This window comes from uncultured Gimesia sp. (assembly GCF_937919775.1).
Lineage (GTDB): Bacteria > Planctomycetota > Planctomycetia > Planctomycetales > Planctomycetaceae > Gimesia.
Genome location: NZ_CALFPF010000067.1, coordinates 1 through 17,797, shown reverse-complemented (window position 1 = coordinate 17,797; position 17,797 = coordinate 1). Strand labels below are relative to the sequence as shown.

Here is a 17,797-nt window from a genome sequence, read left to right as displayed (position 1 = left end):
CAAGTTGCGACAATAATAAACTTTCCATCCCGGCACGAAACGGGATGATTTGCTCGGTAGAAGCAGGGCTTTCAACTGAATTTTGCGCTACAATCGGTTGATTATCATTTTTTTTTTCAATTTTTTTTTGATCGGAGGTTGCTTCAGTCGCAGACGGAGCGGAGGAAACAGCCGCAACTGAACCAGCAGGATTTTGTAGTGCAGGCAGAGGTGGCGCCGATGGTCTGGTCGGCAAGGGGACAGCCGGCAGCTGCCCGCCGGAGGAGAGAAACGCACATAACTGATCCAGATCTTCCAGCAGAGAAATCCGAATCAGCGCCAATTCGACCAGGGCACGGCCATGACTGGCGCGAAACATCTTATTGCGTGCTTCATTGAGAATCTGAAATGCGGCCAGACAGGTCTGAATCCCCCAGATCCGGGCCTGTCTCTGCAAACTGTCCCGATTGATTTCGGAAATCGCCAGCAGGGTGACCTCATTGGCACCCGTGGCAACCACAGATAAATCACGCAGATAATTCAGCAACTGATCCACAAATTCATTTAACTGCACGCCGCCATTCAGAGCCGCATCAAACAGAGAAAGCGCCACGTCCCGTTTCCGCTCGATCAAGGCATCGATTAACTCAATCAGACGCTCATCACTGGCAGTCCCCAGAATCCGGTGCACACTTTCCGCCGTCAGATGCGACTCGCCGAATGAGAGCAATTGATCAAAAATCGACTGGCTGTCCCGCATGGATCCGCCGGCCCGGCGGGCCACAAGCTGGATGGCTTCATCAGCGACGCTCACCTGTTCCGCTTCGGCAATCTGTTTCAGGCGATTGCCAATACTCGCCTCTTCAATGTACCCGAAATCAAATCGCTGGCAGCGGGACAGGATCGTATCAGGCAGCTTATTGGGTTCTGTGGTACAGAAAATAAACTTCACATTCGGAGGCGGCTCTTCCAGCGTCTTCAATAACGCATTGAACGCCTCTTTGGTCAACATATGAACTTCGTCGATGATATAAATCTTGTACTTCGATCGCATCGACCTCACGTTCACATTGGCTCGCAGCGAACGGATATCATCAATCCCGCGATTCGAAGCACCGTCGATTTCCAGCACATCCACATCACTGCCAACGGCAATATTCTGGCAGACTTCACACTCCCCGCAGGGAATCCCGTCCTGACTGTTCGGGCAGTTCAAGGCTTTCGCCAGAATCCGGGCCATGGACGTTTTCCCCACGCCCCGCGCACCGGTAAATAAATAGGCATGGGCCACCCGATCGGAGCGGATGGCATTCTGCAGCGCTTTGGCCACCATTTCCTGCCCGACCACTTCCGAGAAATTCTGAGGCCGGAATCGGCGGGCTAACACGGTATACTGTATCGATTTATTTGACATGTTTGTTTTCAGATGACGGAATCAGAAAGATGCGAACAGGACCGACAAACGACAATCTTTCGATTGCACAACCACTAAGAATAAGTGACTCTGGTCTGTTTATCCAGTGAGAGAGTGTACTCGATTTGCATCAGAGACTCGAATCTGTCGATATAAAAAAAGGGGCGTGAAGCTGCCTCCTCGTATACCTGGAATAAACCATTGTGGGCTGCTTCGGTTAAGATCTGACCCGGTCAACGACTACCCCACCATACTCGGAGACAGCTTCTCGCCCCCTGATAGATAGCGATTCAACGCTTGAACCATGCATTATGAAGCTAATTTTCCAAGCGTCAACCCACTGCCATTTGATTTCCGGTCGCGAATCGTCGAAAATCGCAAAATACTGTAATAATCCCAACTCAAACATCAGAAACCGATTATGAATCTGTTCCACACGCCCCCCCAGACCATCGCCCGCGTCCAACAGGCGATCAAAGTCCGTGAACTCTCCTGCCGCTCACTCCTGGAAAGCTGCTTTGAAAATATTGAGAAAAAGGAACCGGTTCTGCACGCCTGGGCACACCTTGATCGCGACGCCGCCTTTCAGCAGGCCGACGCGCTGGACCAGGAGTTGCAACAGGGACGCTGGAGAGGCCCGCTGCATGGCATTCCGGTCGGCATCAAAGACATTATCGATGTCAAAGGCATGCCGACCCGCGGCGGTTTAGAGAGCCGCGATCAGACGCCGGCGGCCCAGGATGCGACCATCGTCGAAAATCTGCGTCTGGAAGGGGCCATCTTCCCCGGCAAAACCGAAACCACACAATTAGCCTGCTTCGATCCTCCGCCCACACTCAACCCGTGGAACCAGGCACACACGCCCGGCGGCTCTTCCAGCGGGTCTGCCGCTGCCGTCGCCGCCGGCATGTGTCTGGCCGCCGTCGGAACGCAGACTGGCGGCTCCATCATCAGACCCGCTTCCTTCTGCGGCGTCGCCGGCCTGAAACCAACGTTCGGTATGGTGGATCGCAAAGGGGTAATTCTACTGTCTAAGCACCTGGATCATGTCGGCCCTCTCGCACATTCCATCGTGGATCTGGTCATTTTGCTGGACGGCATGACAGACCAAGCCACCTATCTGCCGCTGTTAATTGAACCGGTCACCGACGCGCCCCGCATTGGCTGGCTGACAGACTTCTTTGAGGGCAGGGCAGATGCCTCAATGCAACAGGCACTCAAAACAGTCCGGACGAAACTGGAAACCGCCGGTGCCCCCATTAGAGATTGCCCGCTGCCGACGGAATTTGAATCGATCCTGGAATATCATAGGGATCTGATGCAATTTGAAATGGTACAGAATATGGGCGAAGACTACGAACAGAACAGGGAATTCTACGGCCCCGCCATCAGCCAGGTTCTCGACGCGGGCAGGGAACTCTCCCAGGAACGCTATGCCGCCTGTCTGGACTATCAAAATCTGATTGGACAAATCACACGGCGGTGCTTCGCCCGTGCGGAAATCCTGATTTCCCCCGCCACCTTAGGTCCCGCCCCCGACATCACCACTACCGGCAATCCCGGCATGAATGCCCCCTGGAGCATGACTGGTTTCCCGACCCTTTCCATCCCGGTCGCCGTTACAGAAACAGGTCTGCCGCTCGCGATTCAAATCACAGGCCACCCCGACAAATTCGACGATCTGTTATTAGCCGCGCAATGGTGCGAAGACGTTTTGCGCCCCGGATATCTGGAACAGATTTCGTAAAGAAAAGCGCACGTGTTGTTTGATGAATCCCATCAAAGTGAGCGGAATGGCGCTAGCCACCGGTATACGAAATCGTAGCCAACGCTCTACCGGCGGCTAGCGCCGTACCGCTCATTTAACACTATAAAACACGTATTATCTGGTACAGTTGGCTTGTCAAGAGTGCTCGAGAGAACCCTCGCGCAATACCCAATACTGGGGCTCTCCTATGTGGCGACTCGTGGTATTGAGGTAGATTGTCTGTTTACATCCGGAGTTGTTTCCGTTCCATTCTATTTGTGAAAATAATTCTCCACTCGACAGGCGGAGGGACACATGGATCCGCTCCCTACCGCAACACAGGTTGGAACTGTTTCTCTGTTATCGAACCAGCACCGTCGGACAAGCCGGGCCGTGGCACACGGCAAGCCTATCCGGTATTCGGCATGATATTCAAAAAAAAGTTCGCGACGGGAATGAATTTCTACCATGAAAAACACGAAAACACACGAAACTATCCCATGGTTCATTGAAGGCAACAAAAAAAGCCATGACTGGCTTTCACCGGTCATGGCTTGGATATTTCATTTTGCAGATCAGATTACTTGGAGACGAGGATCCCGTTTTTGCCGGGTTCCGGATCGACTTCCGGCTCTGCGCCTTTCTGAGGAATGCGATCGTTGACATCATATGCCAGGCCTAAGGCCCGCAGCAGTCTGATCGACCACCAGGTGATATCAATTTCCCATTTCCGGTGACCGGCGGGTGCTACAGACGGATGAGCGTGGTGGTTGTTGTGCCAGCCTTCGCCGTAAGCAACGATGGCAACCCACCAGAGATTCTTGGACTGGTCTGTCGTTTCGTAATTCCGATAACCCCACAAGTGAGTCGCGGAGTTCACGAACCAGGTTGAGTTGTAAACAAAGGCCATCCGGGCACACAGGCCCCAGAGCAGCATTGACCAGCCCATATAGTTTCCACCCATGACATAGCCGATTCCGTACATGGCAAAACCGGAACCAATCAACCAGAGAGGATAGGTCTTTTCGAAGAACTGAATCATCGGACGGTCTTTAAAGTCGGGAATATAGTGCTCAGCAAACTTATCGTTGATTTCTTTACTCCGATAGACGAACAACCACAGCAGGTGAGACCACCAGGTCCCTTCAAAAGGGGAGTGGGGATCGCCGACTTTGTCTGATTTCTGGTGATGCAGACGGTGAGTGGCAGCCCACGTCAAAGGGGAACCTTCGCCGGAAAGCACTCCGCAGAGCAAGACAAAGAATTCTGCCGGTGCTCTGAGTTTAAAGGATTTGTGCGACAGGTATCTGTGATACCCCAGGCAGATGCCAATACTGGCGGTTGCCCAGTGCAGTACCAGACAGGTTACAATGGCCTGCCAGGAGATGAAGAACAAAGCAGCCACGGCACCGATGTGAATCCCGGCCATCCAGACCAGGACCACCCAGTCCACATTGCCCCAGTGCAAATTTTCTTTATGATATTTGGCAATCAGCTGCTCACGCTCTTCGCGTTTTTTTGATTTCGTGGCCTGAGATGACAAAGCTGATTTTTTCTCAGCTGGTTGTTCAAGAATGACACTCGCCATAATGTCCCTCATCGTATCGTTAGGTGCCCTGAATAATTCACTAGCAGGAATCCGGATTTGATTTCCTGATCCCCACACTTCAGCGGAATTCTAACCATGAGATCGGAATCTGGTGTCTGGTAAAGGTCATAGAATTGTCAAAGTTGTGTCAAAGTGAAAAATAGTTTGCACTTTTAGGTATTTCTCACAAAAACAAGTTAAGAAATACCACACTTGTTCACAAAACTACTCTGCCCCCTCTTCCGGCATGAAGCGATAACCGGCGCCGCGTACGGAAACGATATGTACAGGTTCGGCAGGATTACTCTCGACCAGCTTGCGTAATCGCAGCACAAAATTGTCGATGGTGCGTGTTGTCACGAAAGCTGATTGTTCGCCCCAGACATCATCCAGAATCTGGCTGCGCGTCAACACCATGCCTTCATGTTCGATGAAATATTTCAGCAGTCGTAATTCCAGGTTTGTCAGGCTTTTACGTTCCCCGTCCACCTCGACTTCAAACGCTTCAAAGTCGACTGTCACATTGCCAAAATGATAGAAGGCCGGCAGTTTTCTGGTCGCGACCGGAGCTGGTCGAACCACACTTTTCCGCTTCAGCAGATTCTTGACGCGGCTGAGCAGTTCAGGCAGCGCAAACGGTTTCGTCATGTACTGATCGGTGCCGCAGTCAAACGCATACGCCTTGTCTTCACTCAGCTCCCGGGCGCTGAGCACCAGAATCGGAACGACTTCATCGATTCTGCGTATCTCCTTGGCAATTTCATAGCCGCTCATCCCGGGCAGCATCAGATCCAGAACCACGAGATCAATATTGTCCCGGTCTGTTTCATAACACTCCCGAAAATACTGGAGCGCAGTCGGGCCATCTTCCGCTGTCAGAACGGTATAACCTTCCTGTTCGAAATTAAATTTCAACCCCTGCGCAAGCGATTTTTCATCTTCGACCACCAGCAACTTCATGTTTCGGCTCTCCCCGGTAAATCAATGGCAAACACGCTGCCGGGCTGATCCAGTCGATCATGAACGGTCACTTTGCCTCCCAGCAGATGCACCAGAGTCCGCACAATATACAATCCCAGGCCGGTCCCCGTTTTCCGTCGTTCGAGTTCACTTTCGCCGCGGAAAAAGATCTTGAAGATCTCCTTGCGGATCTCAGGATCAACGCCTTCACCATTATCCATCACGCGCGTGATCACACGCCCCCCGTTGCTGACCCGAATCTGAATCAGAATGCGAGGTTCAACGCCGCCATATTTGATCGCGTTGTCGATCACATTCCGAAAGATCATTTCCAGTAAAATCCGCCGCGTGTGAATCACTGCCGGCTCAAAATCGAACTCGAAAATCTGATCGACTTCCAGTTGCCGTCGATTGCATTCCACACGTGCACAATGCCTGATTAAAGGCTCCAGCAGAATATCTTCCGGGTCTGTTTCCATGCCCAGCGCGTCCAGGCGTTTGACTTCGAGCAACTGGGAAATCAGATGGTCCAGCCGTTCCAGTTCGGTTTTCATCGTCGCATAAAATTCGACCCGCTTTTCATCAGAAAGCGTACGCATCTGCAGCGTTTCCAGATACAGCCGGAGCGTGGCAAGCGGCGTCTTTAATTCATGTGTCACACTGTCGATAAAATCAGACTGCCGTTGACTCAGGCGGACTTCCTTGATCGTCAGCACCAGATATAAAGACAACCCGACCAGAATCAACACAAATACAGCCGTGCCGATCGCTAATGCAGTCCACCAGTAAATTTGCGCCGCCAGAATGATCCAGAAAACCATCAACGCGACGTTCATGACCATCAGAATCACACTCAACGTGATCGGCAGGCGTAAACGACCTCTGCGCACTTTGCGCATCAACTGTGAGGCGGTCCGATGATTGGTCTGCGCCCCTGCTGCAGGAACCCCTTCCTGTGATTGATCATCGAGTTGCTGATGTCCCGTAGATGACATCAAATTTTCCTTGCTGGTTAAGTCATTCTGCTGAGCGACGGGAGTTCATCTCAGGTCTTAACACACCGCAGAGGCATTCCCTCTTTGCTGGTCTGACCGTAAATAAACAAAACCTCCGTTTTTTTTCAACTCTCTCAGTATATCGAATCATCAACAAGGGGTGTATGAACAAAGCGGCGAATCATGCGAACTTCAATTTCCGGAACCACTGCGAAAAAGGTCTCTCTACCTGAAATCCCGATCTTTGGCATTCATTTCTGATGGGCATGCCTCTGATTTTTTCCGAATGAATTCTCATTTTCAGGAATATTTTGCCCCTTTGATGCCTCTCAAAGAGGGCCGTTCCATCACAGTCATCCGGTGAAAATGAACCAGGCTCTTTCCTTTCGATTTATGCCTCAGGACCATGAGATGAATTTTCACGACACACAATTTCTCTATCGCCTGGGTGCAGACTTTACAGTTGTCCTGCATTTCGCCTTTGTGTTGTTTGTGTTATTGGGACAAATCTTAATCACCGTTGGAGTTCTGGCAGGCTGGAGTTGGGTTCGCAATTTTAAATTCCGGGTGATTCATCTGGCCTCGATTCTGTTTGTCGTGCTGGAATCGCTGGCGGGAATCGAATGTCCTTTAACGACTCTGGAAAAATGGCTGAGAGACAAAGTAGGGCAAGCCAGTTATCAGGGAGATTTTATCGCCACCTGGGTCCATGACGCGCTTTTCATGACGGCGGAACCCTGGGTTTTTACGGTCTGCTACGCCCTGTTCGGCCTCCTGGTGCTGATCACCTTTTTTCTAGCGCCTCCACGCAGAAAACCTGAACAAATCGCCGAATAAGAAGTCTGAATTTCAGTCCCATTTCCGCGAGAACCTCATTTCCTTTCTTTTCTCTATTTCGTAAAATCCGGGTAAGTCCTATACTCGCATCCAGACAATGCGTAACCCACATTACTGAAATCAGATAGAGAAATACAATCATGCCGGGATTAGAGAATAAAAACGTCGTGGTAACCGGGGGAGGGACAGGCATTGGAGCAGCCTGTGCTTTGAGCCTGGTCAAGGCGGGCGCCAATGTGTTGATTGGTGGCAGACGGCTCGAACCGCTGGAAAAACTCGCCGCGCAGGCGGAAGGCAAAATCGATTATCACGTATTGGACGTCGCAGACCGGGAGAGTGTCGCGACGTTTTTCAACTGGGCCGCCGACAAAGCAGGTCACATCGACATTCTCGTCCATTGTGCCGGCGTCAATTGTCGCAATCGATCAATGGAAGTCGTCTCGCCTGAAGACTGGGACCGCCTGATGAACGTGAATGCGACCGGGGCTTTCAACTGCATGCAGGCGGTACTGCCTCAAATGCGAGAGCGCCGGGATGGCCTGATTATTAATATCTGTTCTGTTTCGGGAATTCGGGCTGCCCTGTTAGGCGGAGTTGCGTATAATGCCTCAAAGTTTGCGTTAACTGCGCTGGGTACAACGGTCGCTCAGGAAGAGAAAGATCGTGGCATTCGTATCTCCACAATTTATCCGGGTGAAGTGGAAACTCCGATCCTGGATGATCGACCGGTGCCCGTCAGCAAAGAACATCGCGCCAAGATTCTACAGCCCGAAGATGTTGCTGCCGCCGTTTTGATGATTTGTCAGCTACCACCTCGTGCTCACGTGTCTGATTTGACAATTAAGCCCACAACAGCCGCGTTTGTTTAATCAGCATCGATAGCGAACGTCCTGCAGGACAATACGTAATGAAGAGCGACTTTGTATTTCCGCCGTTTATACCGCATCGGTTCTATCGGAATGCGCATCTCCAGACGATTATGGGACAGTTTCACTCTCGCATCAAAGTCGCCTATCAGGCCGAACAGCATAGCTGTCGCCTGCACGATAATGATCTCTTGATTCTGCACGACGATTGCCCCGAAAGCTGGAATCCGCAAGACCGCGTCGTGATCCTGCTGCACGGACTTTCGGGATGCCATCGCAGTTCCTACATGATCCGTCTGGCACACAAGCTGAACCAGAGAGGGGTCCGCGTGTTTCGCATGGACCTGCGCGGCTGCGGGGCAGGGACCGGCCTGGCAAAAACCCCGTATCACGCCGGCAGCTTTCTCGATTTACAAGTCGCCCTCGAACGCGTTGAGTTTTTGTGCCCCGGTTCTCCCATCGGCATCGCCGGCTTTTCGCTGGGGGGTACGATTACCTTGAATTACCTGGGTCGGCACCGGGAAGTCTCCGACATGGTGGACCGGGCCTTTGTGCTCAATCCGCCCATCCGGTTATCCGAAAGCGTTCAGATGTTCGGCAAACCTCTCTTCGGACATTACCAGCGCCACTTCATCAGCAATCTGACGAAGCATATCCGCACCTCGCATCATCTCAACGAACACACGCATAAAGTTTCCGGGGAGAATTATCCCAAGAACATGCGTGATTTTGATGACCAGTTTACTGCGCCCCTCGTCGGATACGAATCGGCTGAAGACTATTACGAGCAATGCAGTCCCGCGGAAGTCGTCAAACACATCAATGTTCCCACATTGATCGTCACATCACACGACGATCCCCTGGTTCCGGTCGTGACCTACTCCGAAATTCAGGAGAACCTGTCAGACCACAGCAAGGTAACCCTGCATGTTACCAAACACGGCGGTCACCTGGGCTTCATTGGCGCCCCCTCGATCGACCCGGATGCACGCTGGTCGGACTGGCGGATCATTGACTGGATGCTTTCGGATTCTCCGGAAGGCCTGGCCAACTATATTCGGGAAAGCACCCGCGAACCGCTCGCACAATCAGCCTGATTGTACGAGCGAAAAAACACGAGCCGTCTTAATGAGCAGCCGGCGATTCATTCTGGAACGCACGCGCACGGAACAGGAACTCAACGATATTCCCTTCGTGCGGCTGCAGCCAGTTCAACGCGTTGGTCTTGATCGGGCCGATGTTGAGCCGGTCAATCTGAGTCGCATCCAGCAGCTGCTGTGACCATTGTGCGTCCTCCGTAATCGCCGTACAAACCAGCGTCGGACCAATTTTCTTCAACATATCCTTCTGGTCGCATTGCACGACCGACGCCATCGGAAACATGTATTCCGTATTCGCCAGCGTGGCATCGGGGTTCGCACAATGCACGATGGTCGGCCGGAGATAATCGCAGCGTTCGAGTTCAATCAGCCGCTCGCCATCCCGGTATTTCGCGGTAACTTCCGTCACGCCGGGCTCGCTCAAGCCGGCTTCAATCTGCCCGTTCATCGCTTTGGCGGCTCCCGTCATAGTGAAGGCGGCCAGCGGGGCTTCAGGGTCGGTCATTGAAGTTGGTCCGACAGGTCCGATGCGTTTGGCAATCGCGTCGGCAATCGCTTCGGTATGACGAGACGCCCAGATGCCCGAGGCGTTAATACAACTGCGGCCGCCGTTCTGGAAAATACTGTCGACCAGCAGATCCAGATAATCTTCCCAGCGGTCGACGACATCGTCGCCTAGCAGAATCTTACTGAAGCCGGGCCCGTGTGCCTGCACGTTCGGGTTACCTTTATATTTATCAATCGTCTGCTGACCGCCGAACAACATCACCCGCCCGCAGAGTTCCGTGACCGTCGAACCGACATCGTGCGGACCGGGATAAACCGAAATACATTCGCGGGGAATACCGGCCTGGCAGAACGCTTCGGTCATGCGATAAGGGGTCCACGGTTCCGACGATCCCGGCTTTAAGACGAGGCCAATCTGCATCGGCAGAATCGGCATCCACAGTGTATGCACGCCGGGGGAGTTTGAAGGCAGCACGAGCCCCAGCACGGGGGAATGCGCCTGATAACTCATCATCACGCCGCGTTCTTCCATGCCGTAACCCCTGGTGAGAATATCCAGAGGCAGGCCGCGGGTTAACGAATCGAGGATTCCATCCATGTGCTCCAGCACGAACGCCACTTTTTTCATATTGCCCGCACACATCCATTCCGGCATCCCGGTGCTGGCCGATTGAATCCGACAGAACTCTTCGGGAGTCTGCGTCCCGTTGCCCAGCGGCAGTTTCGCCGTCATGTAGAGGTCGGCTGCTTTTTTGCAGATCTCCAGCAGTTTTGAAATCGGAATTTCCCGCAGCAGATCGCGGGCCCGCTGTGCCTTGCGCATGTCCATTTTCACGAGACCGGCATTGGCCTGATGCACCTTGGCTAAAGGCTCGCCCGTTTCAAAATGAACGACTTCCTGTTGATCAAAACTTTCGTAAGGTTTTCCCCAGCGAATTACAGGTATTTCCAACACGGCAGCGTTCCTTTATGAAGCGAATGCGAATCTGTCGATGATCTCGCATCAAGGCAAAATGGATCAGATCTAAAAAAACACGCGGGGCATTATCATTCACAGTCGGATCAACCGACGACAAATTCAACCCCGCGAGCGAGCCTGAAAACGAGTTGATTAATAAACGCCCACGGTGGTCGAAGCGGCAATCTCATGGAACGGACGCACGCCACTCACACCATCCCACGGATATTTCACGTGCGGCACTTCGCGTTCGCCTTCGTCTCTTTCGAGGAAACCGGGAATAAACAACTCTTTGGTCATTGTGAACAGTTTCACGCGTCCCGTCTCGCCGTAAGGGACGACTTTCGTGTGGTCATCGAAATCGACGACACGAATCACGGCACGGGGCTGCGGGGCGTAATACGTAATTTTATAATCATCGGCCGGATCAAAGGGGCGACCGCAGGCCAGACCCATCAGCGTATTGCCGTAGGTCGGCGTGATGTAAACGTTCTCGCCCAGCAGCTCCTCGCGGGCGAAGCGATACCATTGCTGCGTGAATTCGGTTCCGCCGCAGAAGATGCCGGTGATGCCGGATTCTTCGATGCTGGAACCTTCATCCATCAGTCGCATGGCCAGCGCTTCGAGCAGTTTCGGCGTCGTAAACATGCATTTAATCTCGTGGCCGGCTCCTAAAATCGCCATCGCCTGATCAATCACGTGCGCACTGTATTCTTTAACTTCGTCGATCTTGCCTTTTTTGATCAGCTTGACCACCCAGCGCGGGTCCAGGTCGACGCAGAACGAAATCCCGCCCCGATATTGGGCCATATGCTCCACAGCCAGACGCAGACGACGCGGACCGGAAGGGCCCAGCATCAGCCAGTTCGAACCTTTGGGGAAATATTCGTCGGGCAGGGTCTCGCTGAAATTTTCATAGTCGATCCGGAAATCGTCGATCACCACGCGCGACTTGGGAATGCCCGTCGTGCCCCCGGTTTCAAACACATACGTCGGCTTGCCGACCAGTGCTTTGGGAATCCAGCGGCTGACCGGTCCGCCACGCAGTTCATCGTCTTCGAACAACGGAAACTTGTTCAAGTCTTCGAAACAGTTCACATCGGTCAGCGGATTGAAATCCAGCGACTTGGCTTTTTCCAGCCAATAGGGGGAACCGGTTTCCGGATTGAAGTGCCACTGAACAGACTCGCGGGTATGCGCATCAAGTGCTTCCTGATTCTGTTTTACTAATTCGTCAAGGTTGTTGTTGTCGGTCACTGTGAGACTCACTCCAAACAGGGAAGGAATAGTGGCAGGGAAAATCGCATGTTCGCCGGGGATCATGTATTCAAAACTCATTTTAGAGCTTTTGGATTGTTTTTCAACTAAGTCAGTCAACCACTATTGGAGAAGGCGGCAATCCGGTCTCGCACCTGGAATCAGGCCCCGCTTGAGCGAAAGCAGGCCGAAATAAAATCAAATCTCGAAATTCGTGCGGTAACAAGGCCGTAATCGGCATTTTGAGCAAATTGCGTGTACTACTCGAATCGCTTACATCAGACACGATGCTCCCGTTTCGTAAAGAAAATAGTCCGATTCCCACTCAACCTGTCTCTCCAGATTGACAGTAGTATAGAGTATGGTAAAATTAGGTATTCTGCTGGTAAGCCGGCATTTCAGTTCGACTCCTCGTTTTCTGCGAGTCCCTCATGGATTTCACCGATACTTATTTTCGTCGATTTCGAATGGAAATCGAATTAGACAGAGCCAAACTGGAGGAGACACCACTCCCCAGCGGCTATCGCTGGTGTCCCTGGGAACTCTCCACCGTCGATCGGCACGCGGTTGCCAAATATCACAGCTTCCGCTCCGAGATGGATGCACGCGTTTTTCCCTGTCTGGGTGACATTGATGGCTGTCGCAGACTGATGCATGATATTTCGCAACAGCGCAACTTTCTGCCTTCGGGCACCTGGCTGATTACCTGGGACGGCACCGGCAATGACGACGCCGTCGATTGCGGAACCATCCAGGCCATTATCCCCAGTCGCATCATGGGCGCGGTCCAGAATGTCGGCATCACCCCCAAACATCGGGGCATCGGCTTAGGTCGGGCACTGGTGACGAAATGTATGATCGGCTTCCGGGAAGCAGGCATGCGACGCGCCTATCTCGAAGTGACTGCGGATAACGAACCCGCGATCAACCTCTATCGATCGATCGGCTTTCGGCTCACCCGAACTCTCTACAAACCCAGCCATTACGTGGAAGCTCCCTCTTTTTAAGCAGGGATCCTCCGCGAGATTGTGAACGTACCCTCGTTGCAGCTGCTTTTCCGCTTCGTCTTACCCTTTGATCAATAACGGTTGACGGTTCGCTTTGTGGTACAGCGCTTTCCATTCTTTGGAACCATCGTTGGGAACCAGACGCGTATCGACGCCTCGTTCGAAGAAGGGCACATTTCCGTCGCGGGCCGGGTTGAGGACGAAATTCACTTCGCCCGTATTGCCGAAATACATCTTCCGTCCGTCTTTCCATGTCGTTTCGATTAAGCGAGGTGGTTCCGGGCGGGCGGCCGGTTTTTTGACGCGGAGTTTTTCAATCAGATCGCGATCCAGCTCATAACCCAGCCCCGGCTTCTCCGGGATTTTGGCGAATCCGTCTTTGACGACAATCGGTTCGGTCAACAGATTGTGTTGATAAAGCTGGTGGCAATTCACAGCCGGCCATGTCGCATGGCTCAGGACGGCGCCGAAATGCAGCGAGAAGGCAGCGGTAATTCCCGTGCCGACTAATTGCAACCAGAACGGTTTATCCGCCATCGCTGCGACCGCTCCCGCAGCCATCAGCTCACTCGCTCCGTGACCAATCACGAAACCATCGCAGATGTTTTCGCGAATCGTAATCAAAGGCTCTGGTGTCCCATAATGCATGGCGATGTTCACATCGGTGGCCGCCATCAACTTTTTGTTTCCGGCGACGTCGTCCTGAAAGATCGGCGACTCAAAAATATCGACCTGCGGGTACTTGGCCAGGTCTTTCAGAATCGGAATCGCACGCTCTGCGTCGAGTAACGTATCGTTGAAGTCCATGTCGATTTTGAAGTTCTCGGGAACCACTTTGCTCGCCTCTTCGAGTTGAGCCCAGACATCGAACCACGGACGGCCTTTGGTTTTGTAGGACATGTAGCCTTGCTTGTAAGCCTCGGCACATTCCAAAGCCATATCCTTGACTGAAGTGTCGATGTTCCACCAGGAGAGTGGGGTCTTCTCATAAATCTTCTCGCCCAGCAAGGCATGCACGGGAACCTCGGCTGCTTTCGCGACCGCATCGAAGAGCGCCATCTGCAGACCGGCTCCGAGGTCATCATCCCACATCAATGCGGCGGCATTCTTGCCTTGCGCCCGTTGGACGGCCTCGTCGGAAGTGGCATTCCAGGTGTAATAAAGCAGCGTCTCACCGAAGCCGACATGGCCCGATTTCAAATGCACTTCGACAATTTCGGTATACTCCCAATGCGGTAATTCGCGTGCCATGTTCCGGGCAGGCACTTCCCGAAAGGGAACTTTCACCGTGGTGCGCTCGATGCGTTCGATGCGTAAATGTTTCTGTGCTGCTTTTTTTTCTGCAGCCTGCACAGAGTGGGAAATCAGAGCCAGAATTCCCGTACCAGCCGCTCCGGCGAGACTTGTGCCCAGGAAATTTCTTCGGGAGATTCGGTTCACTGCTATCGACTTGTTCTGTGCTCGCACCAGATGATTCCTTTGTCCGGGATTTCCCATGTGGGTTCACTTAAATGGAACGTGGAACGCTTCCAGAACCATTTTGCTCTCCATCTTAACATCAACACCCCCCTATGCGTCCAGCGCCTGGCGATTTTTTCTGGCATTTATTGCCGCTGCAGAGGTTCGTGACAAACGCGCCGTCCTGGAAGTGACCGCGGAGAACGAACCGGCCATCAATGTCTACCGGTCCCTCGGCTTTCGGCTCACCCGAACTCTATACAAGTCCAGTCATTACGTTGAAGCCACCTCTTTTTGAGTCGAACTTTCATTTCGTTTCTCCAATCGCTAAGATCGCAGGGATAAATTTGGGAATGAGTTCTCAGGAAGTGCTCTGTCTCTCCGCAACACAGGATCGCGGGGCAGACGTTGGCACTGCTGCTGTCGACTCATCCACAACCCTGAAATCATAAAACACGAAGGAAGGTTGCACCCCGCATGGGTAAACAACTGATTCAGACGCATCAGTATCCGAACGGCCTGACGCTGATTACGGAAACGATGGACGATGTTCAATCGGCGGCGTTTTCCATTATGGTTCCCGCCGGCAGCATTTACGACCAGACCAACCGGCACGGCACCGCCAGCATTCTCGCCGATCTGATCACCCGCGGCGCAGGCCCTTATAACAGCCGACAGTTATCCTGTGCCCTCGATGACCTGGGCGTGCAGAGCCACGAAGGGGCCAACAGCGCGCATATCACCTTCAGCGGCGCCACGCTGGCAGGAAAACTAGCCGAAACCTTAAAAATCTACGGCGAGATTCTCAAAGCACCGCACCTGCCGGAAGATCAGTTCGCCGCCTCCCGCGCCGGAGCCGAGCAGGCTTTGCTCTCGGTCGAAGACGATCCGCGGCAGAAAGCACTCATCGAATTAAAACGCCGTTCCTTTCCGGCCCCCTGGGGTCTGCCCACCGATGGCGAGCTGACAGACCTGCCGAATATCAGCATCAAAGACATCCAGCAGCACTATCAGTCCTGCTTTCAGCCCAATGGAACGATTATCGGCATCGCCGGCAATGTCGACTTCGAACAGGTCCGGCAACTGGTAGATGACATCTTCGGTTCCTGGGAATTCGCGGCGGTCAGGGAAGAACCCGGACTGGTTTATGAACAGGAGAAGGTGTTCTTCACCGAGCAGGAGAGCACGCAAACCCATCTCGGCATCGCCTACGACGCGGCTCCGTATGGGCATCCAGACTATTACGCCGCCTGGGCCGCCGTCGGCATTTTGAGCGGCGGCATGAGTTCCAGACTCTTTACCGAAGTTCGTGAAAAACGCGGCCTGTGTTACACCGTCTCCGCTTCGTTGACCGGCATGCCCGGTCTGGGTCGCGTCCTGTGTTACGCCGGGACGACTTCCGAACGGGCCCAGGAAACGCTGGACGTCACGCTGTTTGAACTGACCCGTCTGGGAGAGGGCATTGAAGAAGCCGAACTCGAACGTTGTAAAGCCCGCGCCAAAAGTTCGCTGATCATGTCGCAGGAATCCACGTCTTCGCGTGCCTCTTCGATTGCCCGCGACTGGTACTATCTCAAACGCATTACCACACTCGACCAGATCAACGAGGAAATCCAGCAACTGACGACCGACCGCGTACTCGGTTATATCCACGCGCATCCCGCAGCGAATTTCACCGTCCTGACGATCGGCCCCCAACCTTTAGAGGTTCCCAGTGATATTTTATAAAGAGAAATTAAACAACGGCCTGCAGATTATCGCCGAACTGAATCCGAACGCACACAGCGTGGCCGTTGGTTACTTCGTCCGCACCGGCTCCCGTGATGAAACCGCCGCGGTCTCCGGCGTCAGTCACTTTCTGGAACACATGGCATTTAAGGGCAACGAAAAATATTCCGCCGACGATGTGAACCGCATCTTCGACGAGATCGGCGCCAACTACAACGCCTCCACCAGCGAAGAGATCACCCTGTTTTACGGCTCCTTTCTGCCCGAACACCTCAAAACCGCGATGGAACTGCTCTCCACGCTGATCTACCCCACCTTAAGGCAGGAAGATTTTGACATGGAGAAAAAAGTGATTCTGGAAGAGATCGGCATGTACGACGATCTGCACAGTTTCACTGCGTATGAAAAAGTGATGCAGGCCCATTTCCAAGGGCATCCGCTGGGACGCAGCATTCTCGGCACGGTGCAGTCGATCACCGATCTCACCGCCGAACAGATGCGCGATTACCACGCGCAGCAATACATGGCCGGCAACCTGACGCTCGCCATCACAGGCAACGCCGACTGGAATCAGGTGCTCGAACTGGCGCATCAGTTCTGCGACCACTGGCCCTCCGGGAAAACGGAGCGCCCGATGGACGAAGCCAGCCCCGCCGACCACGCACAGATCATCATCGAAAAAGGGATTCAGCAGCAGCACATCATGCAACTGGCGCCCGCCCCCGCGGCGCAGAATCTGCTGCGTCTGCCGGCCGAGATTCTGGCGATCATTATCGGCGACGATTCCAACAGCCGCCTGTACTGGAAACTGGTCGACACCGGCTTAGCCGAATCGGCCGAACTCGGCTACAACGAATACGACGGCAGCGGCACCTGGCTGACCTACCTCTGTTCCGACCCTGAGTTGACCGAGAGTAACCGGCAACGGATTCAGGAAATCTACGACGACGTGAACCAGAACGGCGTCACGCGGGAAGAACTCGACCGCGCGAAAAACAAACTCGCCTCCCGACTGGTCCTCAGAAGCGAACGCCCGATGGGCCGCCTCTCATCGCTGGGCGGCAACTGGGTCTACCGCCAGGAATACGTATCCGTCGCCGACGACCTGAAACTCCTCAACAGCGTCACCCTGGAAGGCATTCGCGAGCTGCTGAAAAAATACCCGCTGGGGTATAGCACAACAGCGGCCGTAGGGCCGATGACAAGTGTGGTGGATTAATAGTTCAAACGAACCAACCTCAAAAGTAGGGGCAGGCACATGGGCCTGCCCGTACAGGCGCGATGGACAGTCCAGAAACGGAGTTTCTCCAAGAAACTCTGTTTCTATAGAAGGAGCTGCTGCGTGAGAATCAGCAACATCCGTTTTATGCGGGCCACAGCGAAATGGGACTATGAC

15 protein-coding genes are annotated in these 17,797 nt (G+C 53.4%); 8 read left to right on the top strand and 7 right to left on the bottom strand.

Translation table 11 applies throughout. The features are described from left to right. Nucleotides 1–1,393, bottom strand: a 1,393-nt coding sequence (dnaX, locus tag Q0294_RS01785) for a DNA polymerase III subunit gamma/tau (RefSeq protein WP_299460252.1), incomplete at its 3' end; no start/stop codon positions are given. A 421-nt stretch (nucleotides 1,394–1,814) separates the two neighbouring features. On the opposite strand from dnaX, the gene Q0294_RS01780 reads away from it, so the two are divergent. Next, entirely contained in the window at nucleotides 1,815–3,140 is a 1,326-nt protein-coding gene (locus Q0294_RS01780; protein WP_299460248.1) for an amidase, read from the top strand. Nucleotides 3,141–3,720: 580 nt separating this feature from the next. Here the strand turns inward: Q0294_RS01780 and Q0294_RS01775 are convergent. The 3 genes from Q0294_RS01775 to Q0294_RS01765 all read right to left on the bottom strand — a co-directional run bounded on the left by Q0294_RS01775 (nucleotide 3,721) and on the right by Q0294_RS01765 (nucleotide 6,683). Beyond that, entirely contained in the window at nucleotides 3,721–4,728 is a 1,008-nt protein-coding gene (locus Q0294_RS01775) for a fatty acid desaturase (protein WP_299460246.1), read from the bottom strand. Nucleotides 4,729–4,953: 225 nt separating this feature from the next. Further along, nucleotides 4,954–5,688: a response regulator transcription factor gene (locus Q0294_RS01770; RefSeq protein WP_299460244.1), complete on the bottom strand. Its 735-nt coding sequence runs from the start codon at nucleotides 5,686–5,688 to the stop codon at nucleotides 4,954–4,956. After that, nucleotides 5,685–6,683, bottom strand: a complete 999-nt coding sequence (locus tag Q0294_RS01765) for a HAMP domain-containing sensor histidine kinase (RefSeq protein ID WP_299460242.1) — start codon at nucleotides 6,681–6,683, stop codon at nucleotides 5,685–5,687. Before Q0294_RS01765 ends, Q0294_RS01770 begins: the two co-directional genes overlap by 4 nt. 411 nt (nucleotides 6,684–7,094) lie before the next feature. On the opposite strand from Q0294_RS01765, the gene Q0294_RS01760 reads away from it, so the two are divergent. The 3 genes from Q0294_RS01760 to Q0294_RS01750 all read left to right on the top strand — a co-directional run bounded on the left by Q0294_RS01760 (nucleotide 7,095) and on the right by Q0294_RS01750 (nucleotide 9,483). Continuing rightward, on the top strand, nucleotides 7,095–7,520 hold the full coding sequence (locus Q0294_RS01760; protein ID WP_299460240.1) for a DUF2784 domain-containing protein: 426 nt from the start codon (nucleotides 7,095–7,097) through the stop codon (nucleotides 7,518–7,520). Nucleotides 7,521–7,660: 140 nt separating this feature from the next. Continuing rightward, complete coding sequence (locus Q0294_RS01755; RefSeq protein WP_299460238.1) at nucleotides 7,661–8,389, top strand: SDR family oxidoreductase; 729 nt, start codon at nucleotides 7,661–7,663, stop codon at nucleotides 8,387–8,389. Between the two features lie 38 nt (nucleotides 8,390–8,427). Further along, nucleotides 8,428–9,483: an alpha/beta fold hydrolase gene (locus Q0294_RS01750; RefSeq protein WP_299460235.1), complete on the top strand. Its 1,056-nt coding sequence runs from the start codon at nucleotides 8,428–8,430 to the stop codon at nucleotides 9,481–9,483. 28 nt (nucleotides 9,484–9,511) lie between these two features. Here the strand turns inward: Q0294_RS01750 and Q0294_RS01745 are convergent, their stop codons facing one another. Both Q0294_RS01745 and Q0294_RS01740 read right to left on the bottom strand, forming a co-directional pair. Beyond that, nucleotides 9,512–10,948: an aldehyde dehydrogenase family protein gene (locus Q0294_RS01745; protein ID WP_299460232.1), complete on the bottom strand. Its 1,437-nt coding sequence runs from the start codon at nucleotides 10,946–10,948 to the stop codon at nucleotides 9,512–9,514. A gap of 156 nt (nucleotides 10,949–11,104) precedes the next feature. Next, nucleotides 11,105–12,208 (bottom strand): hypothetical protein, encoded by a 1,104-nt coding sequence (locus Q0294_RS01740; RefSeq protein ID WP_366917896.1) that lies wholly within the window; start codon nucleotides 12,206–12,208, stop codon nucleotides 11,105–11,107. A gap of 467 nt (nucleotides 12,209–12,675) precedes the next feature. Between Q0294_RS01740 and Q0294_RS01735 the strand changes: the two genes are divergently transcribed. Next, a complete protein-coding gene (locus Q0294_RS01735) occupies nucleotides 12,676–13,215 on the top strand; it encodes a GNAT family N-acetyltransferase (RefSeq protein WP_299460226.1) in 540 nt (179 codons plus the stop codon). Between the two features lie 60 nt (nucleotides 13,216–13,275). Here Q0294_RS01735 and Q0294_RS01730 read toward each other — a convergent pair whose 3' ends face one another. Beyond that, nucleotides 13,276–14,682, bottom strand: a complete 1,407-nt coding sequence (locus tag Q0294_RS01730; RefSeq protein ID WP_299460222.1) for an enolase C-terminal domain-like protein — start codon at nucleotides 14,680–14,682, stop codon at nucleotides 13,276–13,278. Between the two features lie 28 nt (nucleotides 14,683–14,710). Between Q0294_RS01730 and Q0294_RS01725 the strand changes: the two genes are divergently transcribed. The 3 genes from Q0294_RS01725 to Q0294_RS01715 all read left to right on the top strand — a co-directional run bounded on the left by Q0294_RS01725 (nucleotide 14,711) and on the right by Q0294_RS01715 (nucleotide 17,620). After that, complete coding sequence (locus Q0294_RS01725) at nucleotides 14,711–14,971, top strand: hypothetical protein (RefSeq protein ID WP_299460219.1); 261 nt, start codon at nucleotides 14,711–14,713, stop codon at nucleotides 14,969–14,971. A gap of 179 nt (nucleotides 14,972–15,150) precedes the next feature. After that, nucleotides 15,151–16,401, top strand: a complete 1,251-nt coding sequence (locus tag Q0294_RS01720; RefSeq protein ID WP_299460217.1) for a pitrilysin family protein — start codon at nucleotides 15,151–15,153, stop codon at nucleotides 16,399–16,401. Next, a complete protein-coding gene (locus tag Q0294_RS01715; protein WP_299460214.1) occupies nucleotides 16,388–17,620 on the top strand; it encodes a pitrilysin family protein in 1,233 nt (410 codons plus the stop codon). Before Q0294_RS01720 ends, Q0294_RS01715 begins: the two co-directional genes overlap by 14 nt. Nucleotides 17,621–17,797: the final 177 nt, after the last annotated feature.